Below are 18599 nucleotides of genomic sequence, written 5' to 3' on the forward strand. Positions count from 1 at the left end.
GAAGTCGGGTTCGGTGGGGTTTCGCCCGGCGTCGGCCGAGGGCGGTCGGGGGTGCAGTCGGTCAGGAGTGGAACGGCAGTCCGGCGTCGGCCACCAGATCCAGGTCGTCCGTGTCCTCGGCGGGCAGCAGGCTCGCGGTTCCGTCGGTGACCGGCACGATGCCCAGTTCCAGCAGCTCGGCCATCGCGGCGCTGCCCGCCATGTCGCGCACCTGGAGCTGGTAACGGGCGGTCGTGCGGTACGTCCCCCCGGCGTCGTCCCCGGTGCGCTGCAGGAACCCGGAGTCCGTGAGGAACGCCACGGCCTTGCCGACGATGCCGGTGGTCGAACCCGCGAGCCGGCGCGCGTCCTTGGTGGCTCCGGTGGCGCTGCGCCTGGCCCAGATCCGCCAGGCGGCCTCGAGGCCGGGCGCGTCGGTGGCCGGGTCGGTGTTCGCTCCCTGCTCGTCGGCCCGCTCCTCCAGGCGGCGGCAGGCCTGCCGTACGAACGCGTCGACTCCGTGGACCGACACCCGCCCGATGTATCCGTCGTCGGCGAGGTCCTCGGGCCGCGGGAACGCCATCGCGGCCACCGCGAGATGCGCGAGCCCGTGCAGGAACCGGTCCCCCGAGTCCGCGGACGCCCGCCGCGCGTAGTCGCCCATGCGCACGGCGAACACCGAGTCCTCGGCGGCGGTCACCGCCATCCCCGCGCGCGGGGACACCTCCAGGACGACCAGCCCGAGCCCTGCGGCCACGGCGTCGGCGAGCCGCGCGAACGCCGGGTCCTCGCGATACCGCCGCAGCAGCTCGGCGTACTCCTGGTCTCGCGCGGGCTGCAGCTTCGGCTGCAGCCCGAAGGCGACGAGCCGCGCCGCGTCGGCGGCATCGGCGGGCGTGACGGCGCTGCTCGCCGGGACGACGGCAGCCTCCGGCTCACTCCACTCGACGTGCTCGCTCACGGCTGGGGCTCCTTGCTCTGCATAACGAGGGTGAGGACGAGCGCCCCTTCAGGGGCGCGGGGCATGACATCATGCGGCTCCGCCGCGTGGGCGCGACAAGCCACAATCGGCCCGCACCCAAAGAACGACCCGCAGTTCACCGGTGCTCCAAGCGGAGCGTAGCCGTGCCGACTATGAGGTCCGCCCCACCGAACTCGGAGTCGTCCAGCTCGACCCCGTCATCCACCGAGAACAGCAGCTTCTCCTCGCCCTGCCGGTGGGCAGTACCCACCGGTGGGCTGGCCGCGTGGACGGCCAGCAGGGCGACGAGATACGGCAGTTCGGGATCCTGACGGCGAGCGTCGTCGAGCAGCCCGGACAGCCGGCGCGGCGCGTCGGCGGGCAGGTCGAGCAACTCCATGGCGGCAGCCAACTGCTCCTCGCTGAACCGGCTGTCGTCCGGCGTGGCGATCAGATCCGGCTCGGGCATCTCGGCGCCGAGGTGCTCGCGCTCCAGGGGCGGCGTCAGCAGTATGTCGACGAGGTCCCCGACCCGTACGGACACAGGAGTCCGCAGGCCCGTCCCGCGCGCGAAGAACGCGTCCGTCACGCGCAGCGCCTGCTCCACGGGCAGCGGCAGTACGGGCGCGACGAGATGCCCGTACAGGTCTATCCCCGACGTGGTCATGGGCGTCGCGAAGGCCTGCCGGTCCTGCTCCGCGCGGAACAGCGGGCCGGCCTCGAGGAGGCGGGACTGCAGCTGCGTATGGCGGCGGATGCAGTCCTTCACGATATCGACGAGCTCGGCGGCGCGGCGCTTGTGCTCGGGGTCCTCGGACTCGTCGCGCGCCTTGCGGATATTGGTGAGGATCGCGTTCTCGTGGCGATAGCGGTCGGCCACGTGGTCGAGTGCCTCGGCGATCATGTCGGGGACGGCCTGCAGCCAGTCCACCGCCCGTACGTTGCGCCGTGTCGCGTCCAGGGCCCTGCGGAGCGTCTCGGAGTACTGCACGGTCCGGTAGCGGGCCTGCTCGGCGGCGAGCTGCGCGTCGGCGAGCCTGCCTCGGCTGATCAGCACCTCCAGCTTGACCTCGGCGGCGATCTGCGCGCTGGTGACGTCCGTGTCGAGGGCGCCCACGAGGACGTTGACCGCCTCGTCCGTCGTACGGAGATACACGCTCCCTCCATAGCCGGGCACCTCTTCGAGGAGCTTGAAGTCGTAGTCGCGGCGCACATAGGAGCCGTCGGGCGCGAACGTGCCGTACACAGCCCGGAAGCCGCGGTCGACGCTGCCGACGTTGATCAGGTTCTCCAGGACCCAGCGGGCGACGCGCTCGTGCTCGGCGACGGGCCGGCGCGGGGCCTGCGCGGCGATGCGCGGGATGAGCCTGGCCACGATCTGGTCGTGGTCGGCGCCCGTGTCGAAGTCCATGTTCAGCGTGACGAGGTCGATGGCGGCCAGGGCCACCTCCGCCATCCCGTACACCGAGTACTCACCCGCGAGGTTCGCCTTGCGTACGTCGAGGTCGTGCAGCGGCGCCGTGCAGGCGAGCGCGCGCAGCCGCCGCGCCAGTCCCTCGTCGGCGGCCGGGCCCAAGGCGGGTCGCGGCCCCGCGCTGAGCTGGGGCGGAACGCTGTCCGTCGATGCAGGCGAAGTCACGGTGCACAGACTAGGTCCTCGGTCTGACAACGACGGAAACGCTCCACTGGGCGAGCCGGGGAGCTGGGGGTTTGCCTCTTCGGTGCGGGCCGTCCCTGGCTGCCCGCGCTCCCGCGTTCAGCCGATCCCCTGCGCCCCGTCCGCCACACGCCGCGCGTAGAACTCCACGACCCTCTGGCGCGAGTCGTCGAGGTACACCGCGAGCAGCTCCTCGGCCTCGTCCCGGCGCCCGTCCCGCAGGGCCCGAAGGATCTGGCCGTTGCGAGCGAGATACGGCTCGTGCAGGCGGCGCGGGTCGTCCACCAGGTGGAAGGCGAGCCGGAGTTCGGCGAAGACGCTGCGCATCAACTCGTCGGTGCGCGCGCTCCCGGCCAGCGCCACCAGCTCCCGATGGAAGTGGATGTTGGCCGTGCCCAGGCCCTTCCAGTCGCTTCCGTGCGTGGCCCGCCGTCCGTCCTCGACGGCCCGGGCAAGACCGTCCAGCGCGTACGGAGGTTCGCCGAGCCCGCGGACGACGGCGCACTCGACGAGGCCGCGGGTGCGGTAGATGTCCTCGACGTCCTCGACGGTCAGGATCCGTACGAAGACACCTCGGTTGAGCTCGTGCACCAACAGCCGTTCGTGCGTGAGCAGCCGGAACGCCTCGCGCAGTGTGTTGCGGGAGACGCCGAGCGCGCCACTGATGCTGTCCTCGGACATGCGCGTACCGGGTGGGAAGTACCCCTCGGCGATCCGGCTCCTGAGGATGTCCGAGACCCGCTCGGCAGTGCTGGTACGCCCCAACAGCGCGCGATCGTCCGCCAGTTCGTTCAGTTCGGCCACGCCCGAATTCAATCGCAGATACAAGAACGAAACAACATGGGTATTGAGGGATCGTTCAACGATCCTTTACCTTGCTTGTCAGGCGCCGACGTTCTCCCCGGCGTCGACCGCTTGCGCACGGCACGGCTCAGTCCCCGAGCACCCTCCCTCCGTCCTAGCGAGGTGCCATGAGCACGACCCCTCCACCGCAGTCCCTGACCCCCGGTACCCATGCCGACCCGGGTGAACCGACCACCGACGAGGGCGCCTTCGCCTGGCTGCGAGCCCTGGGTCCGCGCGGCCGCCGCGCCTTCGTCGGCGCGTTCGGCGGCTATGCCCTCGACTCGTACGACTACTTCACGCTGCCGCTGACCATGGTGGCCCTGTCGGCGTACTTCGGCCTGAACAGCGGCCAGACCGGGCTGTTCACGACCGTCACGCTGGTCGTCTCCGCCGTCGGCGGCGCCGCCGCGGGCGTGCTCGCGGACCGGATCGGGCGCGTCCAGGCCCTGATGATCACGGTGATCACCTACGCGGTCTTCACCGTGGCCTGCGGCTTCGCGCCCAACTACGAGACGCTGCTGGTGTTCCGGGGCCTTCAGGGGCTCGGTTTCGGCGGCGAGTGGGCGGTCGGCGCGATCCTGGTCGCCGAGTACGCGAGCCCGAAGCACCGGGGCCGCACGCTCGGCGCGATCCAGAGTTCCTGGGCCGTCGGCTGGGGGCTCGCCGTGATCGTCTACACGCTGGTCTTCCAGTTCCTCGACGAGGACATCGCCTGGCGCGTGATGTTCTGGACCGGGGCGCTGCCCGCCCTGCTCGTCGTCTGGGTGCGCCGTCAGGTGAAGGACGCGCCCAAGGCGACCGAACGCCGCGAGGAGAGCGGCGAGAAGGGCTCGTTGGCGGCGATCTTCAAGCCCGGCACGGCCGAGGCACCCGGGCTGCTGCGGACGACCCTCTTCGCGGTGCTGCTCTCCACCGGTGTCCAGGGCGGCTACTACACGCTGGCCACCTGGGTGCCCACCTACCTCAAGACGGAGCGTGAACTGTCCGTCGTCAACACCGGCGGCTACCTCACGTTCCTGATCAGCGGCGCCTTCATCGGATATCTCACCGGCGGCCATCTCACCGACAAGCTGGGCCGCAGGCGGAACATCTGGCTCTTCGCGGTCCTCTCGGCGATCTGCATCCTCGTCTACGCGAACATCCCCAGCGGTGCCAACACCCTGCTCCTTGTGCTCGGTTTCCCGCTCGGCTTCTGTATGTCGGCGATCTTCAGCGGCTTCGGTTCGTTCCTCAGCGAGCTGTACCCGACGCAGGTGCGCGGCACGGGACAGGGCTTCACGTACAACACCGGCCGGGCCGTGGGCGCCGTCTTCCCCACACTGGTCGGCTTCCTGGCCGACAGCTGGGGCGTCGGCGGCGCCCTGGTCTTCGGCGCGATCGGCTACGGTCTCGCGGCACTGGCCCTGTTCGGACTGCCCGAGACGCGTGGAAAGGAGCTTCTGTGAACCGCACTCAGGACCGGCCGCTGCACCTGCTCGACGATCACGATCACGACCACGCGCGTGCGTGGAGCCCCAACGAGGCACGCGCACACTTCCGTTCGGGTCTGTCGGGACCCACCGCGGGCCACGCGGCGGGCCACACCCAGGCGAACCTGATCTCGGTGCCCGCCGACTGGGCGTACGACATGCTGCTGTTCTGCCAGCGCAATCCGAAGCCGTGCCCGGTCCTCGACGTCACCGACGCCGGCTCCTGGACCACCGTCCTCGCCCCGGACGCCGATCTGCGCACCGATGTGCCGCGCTACCGGGTGTGGGAGGACGGGGAGTTGGTCGACGAGCCCACGGACGTGGTGGCCTACTGGCGCGAGGACCTCGTCTCGTTCCTCATCGGGTGCAGCTTCACCTTCGAGTGGGCGCTGAGCGAGGCGGGCTGCCACTGCGCCACATCGAGCAGGGGCGCAACGTCTCCATGTTCGTGACCAGCCGTCAGTGCCGTCCCGCGGGGCGGCTGCACGGCCCCATGGTGGTGTCCATGCGCCCCGTCCCGCCCACGCACCTGGCCGCGGCGATCCGCGAGAGCAGTCTGCTGCCCGCGGTGCACGGCAGCCCGGTGCACTGCGGCGAGCCGGACGGACTCGGCATCGAGGACCTCGCGCGCCCCGACTTCGGCGACGCGGTGGATGCCGAGCCGGGCGACATCCCGGTGTTCTGGGCCTGCGGTGTGACGCCGCAGGCCGCGGTGATGGCCTCGCGCCCGCCGTTCGCCATCACCCATGCACCGGGCCAGATGTTCATCACCGACGCCCGCGACGAGCAGTACCGCGTGGCCTGACCGGAGGAATCGACACCGTCACCGTCACCGTCATGCGGCGTCCGGCTGTTGCGTCAGCTCCGTCACCGTCAGGGCCGCAAGGGCCGCCGATACCGCGTGCGAGGTGCGGACGTCGAGGCGGGCGCTGGTGCCGCGCGCCCGATGGCGTACTTCGGACGCGGCGAGGGTGAGGAGTTGGGGCAACAGGTCGGTGCAGCGACGGGCCACCCAGGCGGTGCCCGCGGTGGCCAGCCACCGCAGGCTCGCCAACCGGGTGGGCACGGGGAACTCCGGGTCGGCCGAGGGCGCGACGCCGGTCGCGATGCCCTCCTTTGCGAGCACCGCATGGAAGCGGAGAGCGAGCTGCCGGTGCCCACGCTCGCCGGGGTGCAGCCGGTCCGCACTCCACATGGCGCGGTCCTTGAGCCACGCCCCCTCGGCCGCGTGCAGGTGGACGGCCCCGTGGCGCTCGGACAAGGCGTGCACCACTGTGTTGACGGCGCGCTGCCGCCGGGCCAGCGGTTTGGCCATCGCGCCGGGCAGCCCGAGCATCGAGCCGGGGTCGGGCAGGCACACGGTGAGCAGTACCACGTTCTGGGCCCGGAAGGCCGCGTACACCTTGTCGAGGCGGGCGGTCAGGGCATGGATGTCGAAGGTGCAGCGCAGGGTGTCGTTGACGCCGATGACGACCGAAGCGACATCGGGCCGGACGGCCAGCGCGGCCGGGGTCTGACGTTCGAGGACATCGCGGGTCTGCGCCCCGCTGACCGCGAGGTTGGTGAACTCCACGGGCGCGTCGGCCGGTGCGAGCCCGTCGGCGAGCAGCGCGGCCCAGCCGCGCCACGCGTCCCCGACGGGATCACCGACCCCTTCCGTCAGCGAATCGCCGAGCGCCACGAACCGCAGCGGTCTCATCGCAGGCCCTCCCGCGCGGCCGCGGCCGCCGTCGGCACGACGGCGGCCGGCCCGGCCGACCTGTCCGCTCCGTGCGCCCCGTCCGCCCCGCTCCACCCGTCCGGCCCGGCCGGCTCCACGTCGTGCGCCGCGAGAAACGCCTCCACCGCGTTCTTCCATCCGAAAAGCTCCGCACGCGCGCGTGCCGCCTCCCGGCGCTCACGCTCCGGGCGCTCCAGGATCATCCGCACCGCGTCGGCGAAGGCCTCGCCGTTGTCCGCGGCGGTGGCTCCGGCGGAGCCGACGACCTCCGGGAGGGCGGACGAGGAGCTGGCCACGACAGGGGTGCCGCAGGCCATCGCCTCCAGAGCGGCCAGCCCGAACGTCTCGGCCGGCCCCGGGGCCAGCGCCACGTCGGCGGTGGCCTGGAGGGAGGCCAGCACGGCGCGGTCGGCGATGTGTCCGAGGAAGGTCACCGGCAACCGCCGCTCACGCGCCCGCCGTTCGAGCCGGGCCCGCAGCGGGCCCTCGCCCGCGACGACGAGCACTGCCCGCCGTCCGCGGCGCAGCAGCGCCTCCAGGGCGTCCAGCGCCGTGCCGGGCCGCTTCTCGACGGACAGCCGGGAGCACATGACGAGCAGCGTCTCGCCCACGCGCGCGTGCCGGGCGCGCAAGTCCGGGTCCCGCAGCGCGGGGTACCGGTGTTCCAGGTCGACGCCCAGCGGTGCGCGTACGACATTGCGCGCACCGATGCGCACGAACTCGCGCTCCGCGAACTCCGTGGTGCACACGACGCGCGCATAGGTGTGCGCGGTACGGGTGTTGAGCACGTCGGAAGCCCGCCGGGACATGTTCTCGGACAGGCCCCAGGTCCGCAGTACCCCGTCGGCGGTCTCGTGGGAGACCATCACGGCCGGCACGCGATGGCGGCGCGCCCACGCGCCGGTCCACCGCAGCGTCGTGCGGTCGGATACCTCCAGACGGTCGGGGGCGAGCTCCTCCAGGAGCCGGGCCACCCGCTTCTTGTCGGTGAGCACCCGGTAGCCGCCGGTGCCGGGGAGCAGCGGCCCGGGCAGCGTGATCACCCGTCCCTGCTCGGTCTCACGGTCGGTGGCGCGTTCGCCGGGCACAATGAGCACAGGCTCGTGCCCGGCCTCCTTGAATCCCTTGCCCAGCTCACGCAGCGCCGTCCGCAGGCCGCCCGAGGCGGGCGCCACGAAGTTCGCGAGCCGCACGATCTTCAGCGAAGAGCTCATGCCGCGACCACCGTCCGGTCGGCGAGCACCTGGTCGTAGTGCCCGATGAGCTGGTCGCCCACGGCCTCCCAGGTGCGGCCCTCGACCATGGCACGCCCGGCGGCCCCGTACGCGGCCCGCAGTGCGGGGTCCGCGGCCAGCGCCGCCACCGCGTCCCGTACGGCGTTCTCGTCGCGCGGCGGCACCAGGAACCCGGTGCGTTCGTGCGCCACCAGGTCGAGCGGCCCGCCGACGGCGGGCGCGACGACCGGGACACCGCTGGCCATGGCTTCCTGGACGGTCTGGCAGAAGGTCTCGAAGGGGCCGGTGTGCACGAAGACGTCCAGCGAGGCGAAGATCCGGGCGAGGTCGTCGCCGGTGCGGCGGCCCAGGAAGGTCGCGCCGGGCAGTGTCTCCTCGAGTCCGGACCGGCTGGGGCCGTCGCCCACGACGACGACCTTCACGCCGTTCAGGCGGCAGGCCCCGGCGAGCAGTTCGATGTGCTTCTCGGGGGCGAGCCGTCCCACGTAGCCGACGATCACCTCGCCGTTCGGAGCGAGTTCACGCCGCAGCGCCTCGTCGCGGTGCTCGGGACGGAAGCGGACGGCGTCCACGCCACGCGGCCACAGCCGTACCCGGGGCACACCATGTGCCTCCAGGTCCTGCAGGGCCGCGCTGGACGGGGCGAGTGTGACGTCGGCGGCGGCGTGGACGGAGCGGATACGCCGCCACGCCGTGGACTCACCCGCGCTGATGTAGGTGCGGGCGTAGCCCGCGAGGTCGGTCTGGTAGACGGCCACGGCCGGTATGCCCAGCCGGGCGGCGGCGGCCATACCGCGCACGCCCAGCACGAAGGGGCTGGCCAGATGGACGATTTGGGCCCGGTGTGCGGTGATGGCCGCGGCCACGCGCCTGCTGGGGAGGGCGACGCGGACCTGGGGATACCCGGGGAGCGGAAGGGAGGGGACACGGACGACGGGGCACGGCGCGGAGGCGTCGGCGTCGTTCGCGGCAGAGGTGGCCGGAGCCACGACGAGGGGGGCGTGACCGCGCGCGACGAGGTGTCGGGCGGTCTGGAGAGCGCAGTGGGCCACGCCGTTCACATCGGGGGGAAAGGACTCGGTCACGATGACGACACGCATACCCGTGTTGTCGTCGGGCTGGACGTGGCCGGGTCAACGTGGATCTTTCCGTACGAGGAACGTCCCATGAGCGTTGTGCGCCGCCGCCCTCGCAAACCCTCCAGGTCAGCGCGTGTGTGTGTCCTCCTGGCCTACCAGTCACCCCGTGTTCACACGACAGCCCCGTCCGGGTCGCGGCACGGCATGCGGCCCCGGACGGAAGGATGGGCGCGGACCGTGTCACACGGCGGACGTGTCCGGGCCGATTCTGCTGCGCACGGCCGTCTGTACCTCGGCCTCCTCGGCCGGATCGGCGGCGAGCCGCCGTAGCTGGTCGACCACACGGGCATCACCGGTCTCGGCGTGCCGGGCGGCGATCTCTCTGGTGGTCTCCTCGCAGTCCCAGAGGCATTCCACGGCGAATCCGGCCGGAAAGGACGGGTCGGTGGCGGCCAGCGCGCGGGCGGCGCGTCCGCGCAGATGGGACGAGGCCGTCTCGCGGTAGATGTGTCGCAGCACGGGGGCTGCGCAGGCGATGCCGAGCCGTCCGGTGCCGTCGACGAGGGTCCACAGGGTCGGCGCGTCGGGCCCGTCCCCGCGTACGGCCTCACGCAGGGCGCCCAGCACGAGTTCGCTGTCCTGTGCGCCGCCCTGGCAGGCGAGGACCCGCCCCGCGGCCTCTCCGAGCGCATCGGGCCGGTGCACCCACGTGCGCGCCCGCTCCACGGCGGTGACGCTGCGCATCCGCTCGAAGGCGTCCAGGGCGGCGTCCACGACGAGTCGCGAGCCGGAGGCCTGGGCGGCCTCGATCAGGTCGAGTACGTCGGGATCCTGGCCGTCGGCGAGATAGCGAAGGGCCGTACAGCGCGCGCCGTCGTCGCCGTGGCGGGCGGCCTCGACGATCTCGGCGCGGTCGTCGGGCCCCGCGACGGCCGTCAGGCAGCGTGCGGCCGGGACATGGAGTGCCGCTCCGCGTTCGAGGCCCTGCTGGGCCCACTCGAAGACGGCCCGCACGCTCCACCCCGGACGGGGCCCGGTCGGTCGCATCTGCCGCTGCCAGCGGTCGAAGGAGCCGGTCTCCTGAGCGGCGCGCACACGCGGCCCGACGGATGCGCGGGGATCCTCGGCCCACAGCCGCCAGGGCCGGGGTTCGAAGGCGTCGCGCACGGCGGCGGCGAGTTCGGCATCGCCCTCGGGATCGGCGGGGAACCGGGCGAGGACCGGCGCCGCGAGGGCGCTGAGGCCCGCGTCGTCGTCGCGCAGCGCCAGTTCGTCCAGGGCCCAGGCCCAGTTGGCGCCGCAGGCGGCGTACCGCCGCAGCAGCTCCAGCGCGTCCCGCCTGTCGTACGAGGCGAGGTGCCCGAGGACGGCGAGCGCGAGTCCCGTGCGTGACTCGTCCGTGTCGAGGACGTCGTCGGCGTCGAAGAGGTGACGCTCGATCTCGTCGAGCTCACCGTTCAGATCGACGTAGAGACGGGCGTAGTAGAGGGAGCGGTTCTCCACCTGCCAGTCGTGGCGGGGATCGCTCAGCACGCAGTGGTTCAGCGCCGCGAGCGCCTCGGCCCGCGGTGCGGTGAGCGCGTGCAGTGTGCCGTCGCCGCGGCCCCGCTGGAGCAGGCCGAGCAACGTACCGCTGGGCGCTATGACCGGATCGAACATGGGAAGCAGCCTCACATCAAGCGTCGACGCGACCGGGGATCGTGCGTTACCTGGCCGTGTGACAACACGTCGGGGCGCCCGTCGTCTCTTGCTTGCTGTAGCCCATCTTCCTCTGCCTCTCGTCGTTGGCCCGTCGGGCCCTCACGGCCCACGCGGTGCGGCAACGCCTGCCCAGCCATCGCGTCCGTGAATCACGACGTCATGATGACTCAGCAGTTCTCGCTGCCGCGACCGCATTTCCGGCGTCCCCGTACCGCCTCCCCCAAAATCACTGTCTCGCCTGGTCAGGGCGGGTGCTTCAGTTCGCTCCGAAGAGTTCGAGCAACTCGGACTTCCCGAACATCCGAGCCGTGTCCACGGCGGACGGCGTGCCCGCTTCAGGGTCGGCGCCGGCGTCCAGGAGGACCTGGACCACCGCGTCCTCCCCCTTGAAGACGGCTCCGGCGAGCGGAGTCTGGCCCCGGTCGTTGACACGGTCTGCCTCGGCGCCGCGCTCCAGAAGGGCGCGCACCGCGTCGGCGTGACCGTGATAGGCGGCGAGCATCACGAGGGAGTCGCCACGGTCGTTGGTGAGGTTGGCCGGAACGCCGGCGTCGACGTACGCGACGAGCGCTTCGGTCTCGCCACGGCGCGCCAGATCGAAGATCTTGGTCGCCAGCTCCACGACCTCGGGGTCGGGGGCTTCGCTCATCGGCCGGACCACCTCTCGCTGCGAGAACGTGCGGACTGCGGGTGCGTACGACCGCGAGCGGTGCGCCCGTACGAGTGAATCGCCAGCGTACTGGCTCCGCGGGCACATGACCGGGCCCGCCCTAGGCAAAGATCATCGCGAGCCCGGCAGACCGCCAGGTGAAGGCCCTGTCGGCCAGAACTCCAGAACCTTCGGGGCGAAATGCCAGGAAATTCACTCAGTTGCACCTTTTATCGTATGGATACATGCTGTGACCCTGGAAGCACTCATGGTGACTGTCCCCACCTACCAGGAGAACCTCATGATCCTGTCCATCTCAGGCGTCGTCCTGCTCGGCATCGTCGTCTTCCTCTTCTTCCGCAAGGACGGCCTCAAGGCCTCGCACATGCTGGTCTGCGCGCTCTTCGGGTTCTACCTGGCGAGCACGGCCCTCGCGCCGAGCATCAAGGCCGGCGGCGAGAGCCTGGCCAGCCTCCTCGGCGGGATCAAGTTCTGACGCCCCACCCCCGCACACGCACCCTCAGGAGACATCAGTGGCCCGGCGCCCTCTCCCCCGCATTCTGAGCCACGGCAGCGAGCGGATCGTCCGCAGCCGCGAGCTGGCCCGGACGGCCGCCGCAGGCGCCACCGACGTCCTCCACCCGCTGATCACGATCACCCGTGGACTGCGCCGGCTGGCGGCGGCCGGGCGGCGCAAGTGGGCCGACACCCCCAAGGACCGGCACGGGCCGCTGTTGTTCCTGGTCGCCTCGATCGTCCTCGTCGTGGCCCTCCTGCCCTACGGGCCGCTGCTCGCCGGCATCTCGCTGATGGCGGCGGCCGCGTGGCACGGCCGGGACCGCACCGGGGCGCGGCCGACAGGACCGGACGACGCGCAGACCAAGCGTCTGCAGTCGCTCTACGAAGCGCTCGTCCCTTACTTCTCGGTCCCCGAGGACCCCGCCCCGCTCTTCGCGCACGGCGGGGAGTGGGCGAAGGCCTTCAGCTCCTACGCGTTCGACGACACCGGCCGCCTCTCGCACCTGACGATCCGTTACCCCGCCTACTTCACGGACGGCGAGGCGGCCTCCCGCACGCGCATCGAGCAGGTGCTGCACGCTAAGTCTGGCCGTGGCCGCGAGTACCGCTTCGCGTGGGACGAGGAGGGCAACCAGCTCACGGTCACGGTGCTGCCGCCCCTGCCCACCGACATCTCCGCCCAGCGCTTCGTCACCGCACCGGGCGAGATGGTCCTCGGCTTCACCGACCCGACCGGCGTCCAGCGCACGCTCCCCCTCACCTTCGGTGAGGAACAACGCGACGTCCCGCCGGTCGTCTGGCGCACCGGCGTGCGCTCCACCGAGCCGCATCTCCTCGCGATCGGCGGCCCCGGCAGTGGCACGACCACCCTCCTGCGCTCGATGGCTCTGCAGGCGCTTCAGCACGGTGACGTCCTGATCATCGAGGGCGGCGGCACCGGCGAGTACGCATGCCTCGCGGACCGCGCCGGAGTCCTGGCCGTCGAGTGCGGCCTCGCGGGGGCACTGGCCAGCCTGGAGTGGGCGGCGCACGAGACGGAGCGCCGCCTCATCGCCGCGAACCGCGCACGTCAGGCGGGCCACCCCGCGCCGGACGACACGAAGCGTCCCCTCTGGATCTTCCTGGACCGCCCCACCGCCCTCGGGCACCTCGCGGCGGCCGACGACCGCCCGGACCCGCAGGCCCTTCTCCAGGTGCCGCTGCGGCACGGTCGCGCGGCCGGTGTCACGGTCGTGGTGGCCGAGCAGTTCGACGGCATGGAGTCCCTCGCCGACGGGGTACGACAGCACACTCGCGCGCGTGTCGTTCTCGGCCCGGCATCGGCGCAGCAGCTCGAAGCGGTGCTCGGTTCGGCCCCGCCCACCACACCGACCCCCGACGTGCCCGCCGGGCGCGGCTACGCCCGGCTCGGCGCGGGCCCGGTGCACCGTCTCCAGGTTCCGGCGACCCCGGACCCGTACGACGAGGCGACGAGCGAGACCCACCGTCAAGCGGTCCTGAGCCTCCTGCCGGAGCGCGCGGTGCCGGCGGACGCGGAGCCCGTGGGCGTCGCCGTGGAGGGCTGAACGCGAGCCGGCTCAACGTGGCGGGGGGGGTCACGCCACGAACGTACGCGGTGTCTCCGTCATCCCGTTTCCGTTCGCCCCCGTCTCCACCAGCCGGGCGGCCGCGGCCAGCCGTACCGCGGCCTCATCGGCCACCGCGCCGCCGACCGTGAACGGCAGCCGCACATACCCCTCGAATGCCCCATCCACGCCGAAGCGGGGTCCCGACGGCACCCGCAGACCCACGCGCTCGCCCGCCTCGGCGAGGCGTGACCCGGACAGCCCTCCGGTCCGCACCCACAAGGTGAGCCCGCCCTGCGGCACGTCGAACTCCCAATGGGGCAGCTCACGCCGTACGGCGGCCACGAGCGCGTCGCGGTTCTCGCGCGCCTGGCCCCGGCGCACGTCCACCGCCTGCTCCCAGCCTCCGGTGCTGAGCAGCCAGTTCACCGCCAGCTGCTCCAGAACGGGCGTGCCCATGTCGGCGTACGCGCGCGCCGCGACCAGGCTGCGGATGACGTCGGGGGCGGCCCGCACCCAGCCGATCCGCAGGCCGGCCCAGAACGCCTTGCTGGCCGAGCCGACCGTGATGACCGTGGATCCGGCCGGATCGAACCCACAGACGGGCCTCGGCAGTTCGAGCTCGTCGTCCAGACACAGTTCGCTCATGGTCTCGTCCACGACCACCACGGTGCCCGCGGAGCGCGCCGCGTCGACGAGCTGCCGCCGCCGGTCCTCGTCGGCGAGCGCGCCGGTCGGATTGTGGAAGTCCGCCACGACGTACGCGAGCCGGGGCGCGGCGTCGCGCAGCACGTGCCGCCAGCGCTCCATGTCCCAGCCCGCGAGCCCCTCGGCCATGGCGACGGGCACCAGCCGGGCTCCGGCCTCCCGCATCAGCTGAAGGATGTTGGCGTACGAGGGCGACTCGACGGCGATGCGCTCACCGCGCCCGGCGAACAGATGGCAGATGGCGTCCATGGCCCCCATGGCCCCGGTCGTCACCATGATCTGCTCGGGCATGGTGGGGATGCCGCGCGCCGTGTACCGCTCGGCGAGCATCTGGCGCAGTGCGGGCAGCCCCGCCGGATAGTCGCCGTGCGTGTGGGCGTACGGCGGAAGCTCCTCCAGCGCCCCCTGGACGGCCCGGGTGAGCCAGGGCTCGGGCGCGGGCAAGGCGGCGCAGCCCAGGTCGATCATGGAGCCGAGCGCCTCGGGCGGCAGCGGTTCGAGGCCGCGTGCGGGCAGCGGGTTGCCGGCCGGTACGGCCGTCCAACTGCCCGCTCCCCGGCGGGACTCCAAAAACCCCTCGGCGCGCAGCGCCTCATAGGCGGCGGCCACGGTGGTGCGGCTGACGGAGAGGGCGAGGGCCAGCTCGCGCTCGGCGGGCAGCCGTGCGGCGACGGGGACGCGGCCTTCGAGCACGAGCAGCCGGATGCCGTCGGCGAGGGCGCGATAGGCGGGCGGGCGGCGCGTGCCGGGGCCGGCCGGGCGCTTCTGCTGGGAGTTGAGCAGCCGGGCGAGCTGCGTCGCACCTACGGCTGAAGTCCACTGCGCCATGATTCTCAGTCCACCTTCGCCGAATTGGCCCTGGATGACGTGACTTTCCAAGCCACAGGGTGACACAGGTCAGGCCACTACCACCACAGGGGGCACCTCTTGTCGGACTCACCTCGGCTGTCAGGATCGCCGGCGCCACTTCTCCCCCGGCGGCTCCTGCAGCTGTACGCGGGGCTGGTGCTGTACGGGATCAGTTCGGCCATGCTCGTACGGGCCGGTCTCGGGCTGGAGCCCTGGAACGTGCTGCACCAGGGCCTGGCCGGGCGGACCGGGCTGTCCATCGGTGCCACCTCCGTCCTCGTGGGTGCGGTCGTGCTCCTTTTGTGGATCCCCCTGAGACAGCGCCCCGGCCTGGGGACGATCTCGAACGTCGTGGTGTTCGCCGTGTCCGTGGACGCGGCACTGGCCGTCATGCCCGCCCCCGGCTCCCTTGCGATACGGGTGCCGCTCATGGCCGCGGGAGTCGCCCTCAACGGCGTCGCGACCGGCCTGTACATCGCCGCCGGCTTCGGACCCGGCCCGCGCGACGGCCTGATGACGGGCCTGCACCGGCGCACCGGCTTCTCGGTCCGCCTGGTGCGGACGGTCATTGAGCTGACAGTGGTGGCCACCGGCTTCGCCCTCGGCGGCACCGTCGGCATCGGCACGGTTGTGTACGCGGTGGCCATCGGCCCGCTGGCCCAGCTGTTCCTTCGCCTGTTCGCCGTCCCCTCGGCCGTGGGCCACAGTACGGTCGTTGCCGCCGGTTCACCTGAACGGGCGATACTGCGGGAGTGACCCCGCGGATACGCCATCCCTATCTCGACCATCCCGGTCCGATCGCCTTCGCTCACCGGGGCGGAGCGGCGGACGGCCTGGAGAACACCGTGGCCCAGTTCCGGCGCGCGGTCGAGGCGGGCTACCGGTACATCGAGACCGACGTACACGCCACCGCAGACGGCCGGCTCGTCGCGTTCCACGACGCGACGCTGGACCGGGTGACCGACGGGGCGGGCCGGATAGCGGACCTCCCCTGGGACGACGTACGGCACGCGCGCGTGGCGGGTGCGGAACCGGTGCCCCTCTTCGAGGAACTCCTGGAGACGTTCCCCGACGTCCGCTGGAACATCGACGTCAAGGCGGAGCCCGCGCTGCACCCCCTGCTCGATCTGATCCGCCGCACCGACTGCTGGGACCGCGTCTGCGTCGGCTCCTTCTCCGAGGCGCGCGCGTCCCGCGCCCAGCGACTGGCCGGACCGCGCCTGGCGACCTCGTACGGGACCCGGGGTGTTCTGGGCCTGCGTCTGCGGTCCTGGGGCGTCCCCGCGGCACTGCGCCGCTCGGCGGTCTGCGCCCAGGTGCCCGAGTCCCAGTCGGGCGTCCCCGTGGTCGACCCTCTCTTCGTGCGCGCCGCCCACGCGCGCGGGCTGCACGTCCATGTGTGGACCGTCAACGAGCCCGAGCGGATGCACCGCCTCCTGGACCTCGGCGTCGATGGCATCATGACCGATCACATCGAGACGCTGCGCGGGGTCCTCAAGGACCGCGGCGCCTGGGTCTGACCGGCCAGGCAACACCGCGCGGAGTCCACGTACGGGGACTGCGACGGGGAAGCGAGGGCACGGGTGGGCACCGACACCGTGCGGGCGGGAGCGGCCGCCGAGGCGGCCGAGCGGCGCCGCGAACAACGCGGCTGGTACTTCTACGACTGGGCCATCTCCGTCTATTCGACGAGCGTCCTGACGGTGTTCCTCGGGCCCTATCTGACGTCGGTCGCCAAGGCGGCGGCGGACGCGGACGGATTCGTGCACCCGCTGGGGATACCGGTCCGCGCGGGCTCCTTCTTCGCGTACTCCGTGTCCGCGTCCGTGATCCTGTCGATCTTCCTGATGCCGTTGGCGGGCGCGGCGGCCGACCGCACGGGCCGCAAGAAGCCGCTGCTCGCCACCGCCGCCTATCTGGGAGCGGCGGCGACGACGGGCATGTTCTTCCTCGACGGCGACCGCTATCTGCTGGGCGGCTTCCTGCTGATCGTCGCCAATGCCTCGGTGGCCGTCTCGATGGTGCTCTACAACGCCTATCTGCCGCAGATCGCCCCTCCGGAGGAGCGCGACGCGGTCTCGTCCAGGGGCTGGGCCTTCGGTTACGCGGCGGGCGCGCTGGTCCTGGTCGCGAACCTGGTGCTGTTCACGGCTCATGACAGCTTCGGTGTCGCGGAGTCGACCGCGGTCCGCATCTGTCTGGCGTCGGCGGGCATCTGGTGGGGCGTCTTCACACTCGTCCCGCTGAGGCGGCTGCGCGACCGCCGTACGACGTCCCCTTCGGGGAAGTCCGATTCCGGGACATCCGCCTCCCCGACATCGCGGCACGGCTGGCGTCAACTGGCCGCCACGGTGCGGGACATGCGACGCCAACCGCGGACGCTCGCCTTTCTGCTGGCCTATCTCGTCTACAACGACGGCATCCAGACGGTCATCTCACAGGCCTCGGTGTACGGCTCCGAAGAGCTGGGCCTCGAACAGTCGACCCTCATCGTCGCGGTGCTGCTCGTCCAGCTGCTGGCCGTGGCCGGGGCGCTCGGCATGGGCCGGCTCGCGCGCACCTACGGCGCGAAGCGCACGATCCTCGGCTCGCTGGTCGCGTGGACGGTGACGATCGGGGCAGGGTACTTCCTGCCGGCGGGCTCGGCGGCGTGGTTCTTCGTCCTCGCCGCCGGGATCGGACTCGTGCTCGGCGGGAGCCAGGCGCTGTCCCGTTCGCTGTTCTCGCATCTGGTGCCGAGCGGCAGGGAGGCCGAGTACTTCTCGGCGTACGAGATGAGCGACCGCGGAATGAGCTGGCTCGGCCCTCTTGTGTTCGGTCTCACCTACCAGCTGACCGGAAGTTACCGGGACGCGATCATCTCGCTCGTCGCCTTCTTCGTCCTCGGATTCGTGCTGCTCGCGCGGGTTCCGGTGCGGCTGGCGGTGCGTGATGCCGGCAACCCCGTTCCGGACCGGATTTAGCACTCGGGGCCAAAGGGCGGTAGTGTACGCGTTTGGCCTGCCTGGCGTACCGTTACTGCGCGTCAAAGATAGCGAAACGCTGGGTGACATCTGCTCTCAGATGTGACAAACCGGGCGCCGGTGGGTACAACAAGGGGCGGCTACGACGGCGACACATGACCCGCAACGGGAATCTTTACCGCCGACCGGACGTTGACCGGATGACGACGACAGCGACACCTGTCCTGTGGGCGACAAGCCCGGGAGGCACGATTCATGAGTGAGCGAGCTCTTCGCGGCACGCGCCTCGTGGTGACCAGCTACGAGACGGACCGCGGCATCGACCTGGCCCCGCGCCAGGCCGTGGAGTACGCATGCGAGAAGGGGCATCGTTTTGAGATGCCCTTCTCGGTGGAGGCGGAGATCCCGCCGGAGTGGGAGTGCAAGGTCTGCGGGGCCCAGGCACTCCTGGTGGATGGCGATGGCCCCGAGGAGAAGAAGGCCAAGCCCGCGCGCACGCATTGGGACATGCTGATGGAGCGGCGGACACGCGAGGAGCTCGAAGAGGTCCTCGAGGAGCGCCTGGCCGTTCTCCGCTCCGGCGCCATGAACATCGCGGTACATCCGCGGGACAGCCGCAAGTCCGCGTAGCCCCTCCGGGGCTGCGGCGGCATACAGAGCGCACCCGGAACCGCGGGTGCCGTACGTACGCGTACGGCA

The 18599-nt window shown here is 71.7% G+C and carries 16 protein-coding genes and 1 pseudogene; 8 read left to right on the plus strand and 9 right to left on the minus strand.

What is annotated here, in order from left to right; genetic code table 11:
* Nucleotides 1–61 precede the first annotated feature (61 nt).
* The 3 genes from FGD71_RS04660 to FGD71_RS04670 all read right to left on the minus strand — a co-directional run bounded on the left by FGD71_RS04660 (nucleotide 62) and on the right by FGD71_RS04670 (nucleotide 3401).
* A complete protein-coding gene (locus tag FGD71_RS04660) occupies nucleotides 62–940 on the minus strand; it encodes a hypothetical protein (protein WP_119099093.1) in 879 nt (292 codons plus the stop codon).
* 136 nt (nucleotides 941–1076) lie between these two features.
* A complete protein-coding gene (locus tag FGD71_RS04665) occupies nucleotides 1077–2579 on the minus strand; it encodes a hypothetical protein (RefSeq protein WP_119099094.1) in 1503 nt (500 codons plus the stop codon).
* A gap of 117 nt (nucleotides 2580–2696) precedes the next feature.
* Entirely contained in the window at nucleotides 2697–3401 is a 705-nt protein-coding gene (locus tag FGD71_RS04670; RefSeq protein WP_119099095.1) for a GntR family transcriptional regulator, read from the minus strand.
* Nucleotides 3402–3568: 167 nt separating this feature from the next.
* Between FGD71_RS04670 and FGD71_RS04675 the strand changes: the two genes are divergently transcribed.
* Complete coding sequence (locus tag FGD71_RS04675) at nucleotides 3569–4888, plus strand: MFS transporter (RefSeq protein ID WP_119099096.1); 1320 nt, start codon at nucleotides 3569–3571, stop codon at nucleotides 4886–4888.
* Nucleotides 4885–5717: pseudogene (locus FGD71_RS04680) on the plus strand (putative hydro-lyase). The gene FGD71_RS04675 and the pseudogene FGD71_RS04680 overlap by 4 nt, the downstream one beginning before the upstream one ends.
* A 30-nt stretch (nucleotides 5718–5747) precedes the next feature.
* Here the strand turns inward: FGD71_RS04680 and FGD71_RS04685 are convergent.
* From FGD71_RS04685 to FGD71_RS04710, 5 genes are all read right to left on the minus strand, one after another.
* On the minus strand, nucleotides 5748–6611 hold the full coding sequence (locus FGD71_RS04685) for an SGNH/GDSL hydrolase family protein (protein ID WP_119099110.1): 864 nt from the start codon (nucleotides 6609–6611) through the stop codon (nucleotides 5748–5750).
* Entirely contained in the window at nucleotides 6608–7846 is a 1239-nt protein-coding gene (locus tag FGD71_RS04690) for a glycosyltransferase (RefSeq protein ID WP_119099097.1), read from the minus strand. Before FGD71_RS04690 ends, FGD71_RS04685 begins: the two co-directional genes overlap by 4 nt.
* A complete protein-coding gene (locus FGD71_RS04695) occupies nucleotides 7843–8967 on the minus strand; it encodes a glycosyltransferase family 4 protein (RefSeq protein WP_119099098.1) in 1125 nt (374 codons plus the stop codon). The genes FGD71_RS04690 and FGD71_RS04695 overlap by 4 nt, the downstream gene beginning before the upstream one ends.
* Before the next feature lie 219 nt (nucleotides 8968–9186).
* Nucleotides 9187–10605 carry a HEAT repeat domain-containing protein gene (locus tag FGD71_RS04700; protein WP_119099099.1) on the minus strand — a complete coding sequence of 473 codons (1419 nt, stop codon included), beginning with the start codon at nucleotides 10603–10605 and terminating at the stop codon, nucleotides 9187–9189.
* Between the two features lie 298 nt (nucleotides 10606–10903).
* Nucleotides 10904–11296, minus strand: coding sequence for an ankyrin repeat domain-containing protein (locus FGD71_RS04710; RefSeq protein WP_119099100.1), 393 nt, complete (start codon nucleotides 11294–11296; stop codon nucleotides 10904–10906).
* A gap of 301 nt (nucleotides 11297–11597) precedes the next feature.
* Here FGD71_RS04710 and FGD71_RS04715 point away from each other — a divergent pair, with 301 nt between their 5' ends.
* The gene (locus tag FGD71_RS04715) at nucleotides 11598–11792 is read left to right on the plus strand and encodes a hypothetical protein (RefSeq protein WP_119099111.1); all 195 of its coding nucleotides are present in this window, start codon (nucleotides 11598–11600) and stop codon (nucleotides 11790–11792) included.
* 37 nt (nucleotides 11793–11829) lie between these two features.
* Complete coding sequence (locus FGD71_RS04720; protein WP_119099101.1) at nucleotides 11830–13380, plus strand: P-loop NTPase family protein; 1551 nt, start codon at nucleotides 11830–11832, stop codon at nucleotides 13378–13380.
* Between the two features lie 30 nt (nucleotides 13381–13410).
* On the opposite strand, the gene FGD71_RS04725 is transcribed toward FGD71_RS04720, so the two are convergent.
* Nucleotides 13411–14916 (minus strand): SCO1417 family PLP biosynthesis transcription factor, encoded by a 1506-nt coding sequence (locus tag FGD71_RS04725; protein WP_119099102.1) that lies wholly within the window; start codon nucleotides 14914–14916, stop codon nucleotides 13411–13413.
* Nucleotides 14917–15015: 99 nt separating this feature from the next.
* Here FGD71_RS04725 and yczE point away from each other — a divergent pair, with 99 nt between their 5' ends.
* The 4 genes from yczE to FGD71_RS04745 all read left to right on the plus strand — a co-directional run bounded on the left by yczE (nucleotide 15016) and on the right by FGD71_RS04745 (nucleotide 18530).
* The gene (yczE, locus tag FGD71_RS04730; RefSeq protein WP_119099103.1) at nucleotides 15016–15693 is read left to right on the plus strand and encodes a membrane protein YczE; all 678 of its coding nucleotides are present in this window, start codon (nucleotides 15016–15018) and stop codon (nucleotides 15691–15693) included.
* Nucleotides 15690–16457, plus strand: coding sequence for a glycerophosphodiester phosphodiesterase family protein (locus tag FGD71_RS04735; RefSeq protein ID WP_119099104.1), 768 nt, complete (start codon nucleotides 15690–15692; stop codon nucleotides 16455–16457). The genes yczE and FGD71_RS04735 overlap by 4 nt, the downstream gene beginning before the upstream one ends.
* Before the next feature lie 63 nt (nucleotides 16458–16520).
* Complete coding sequence (locus FGD71_RS04740) at nucleotides 16521–17900, plus strand: MFS transporter (RefSeq protein WP_119099105.1); 1380 nt, start codon at nucleotides 16521–16523, stop codon at nucleotides 17898–17900.
* Nucleotides 17901–18155: 255 nt separating this feature from the next.
* Entirely contained in the window at nucleotides 18156–18530 is a 375-nt protein-coding gene (locus FGD71_RS04745; RefSeq protein WP_003977404.1) for an RNA polymerase-binding protein RbpA, read from the plus strand.
* The last annotated feature ends 69 nt before the right edge of the window (nucleotides 18531–18599 follow it).

It is taken from the genome of Streptomyces sporangiiformans (assembly GCF_005768555.2).
GTDB lineage: Bacteria > Actinomycetota > Actinomycetes > Streptomycetales > Streptomycetaceae > Streptomyces > Streptomyces sporangiiformans.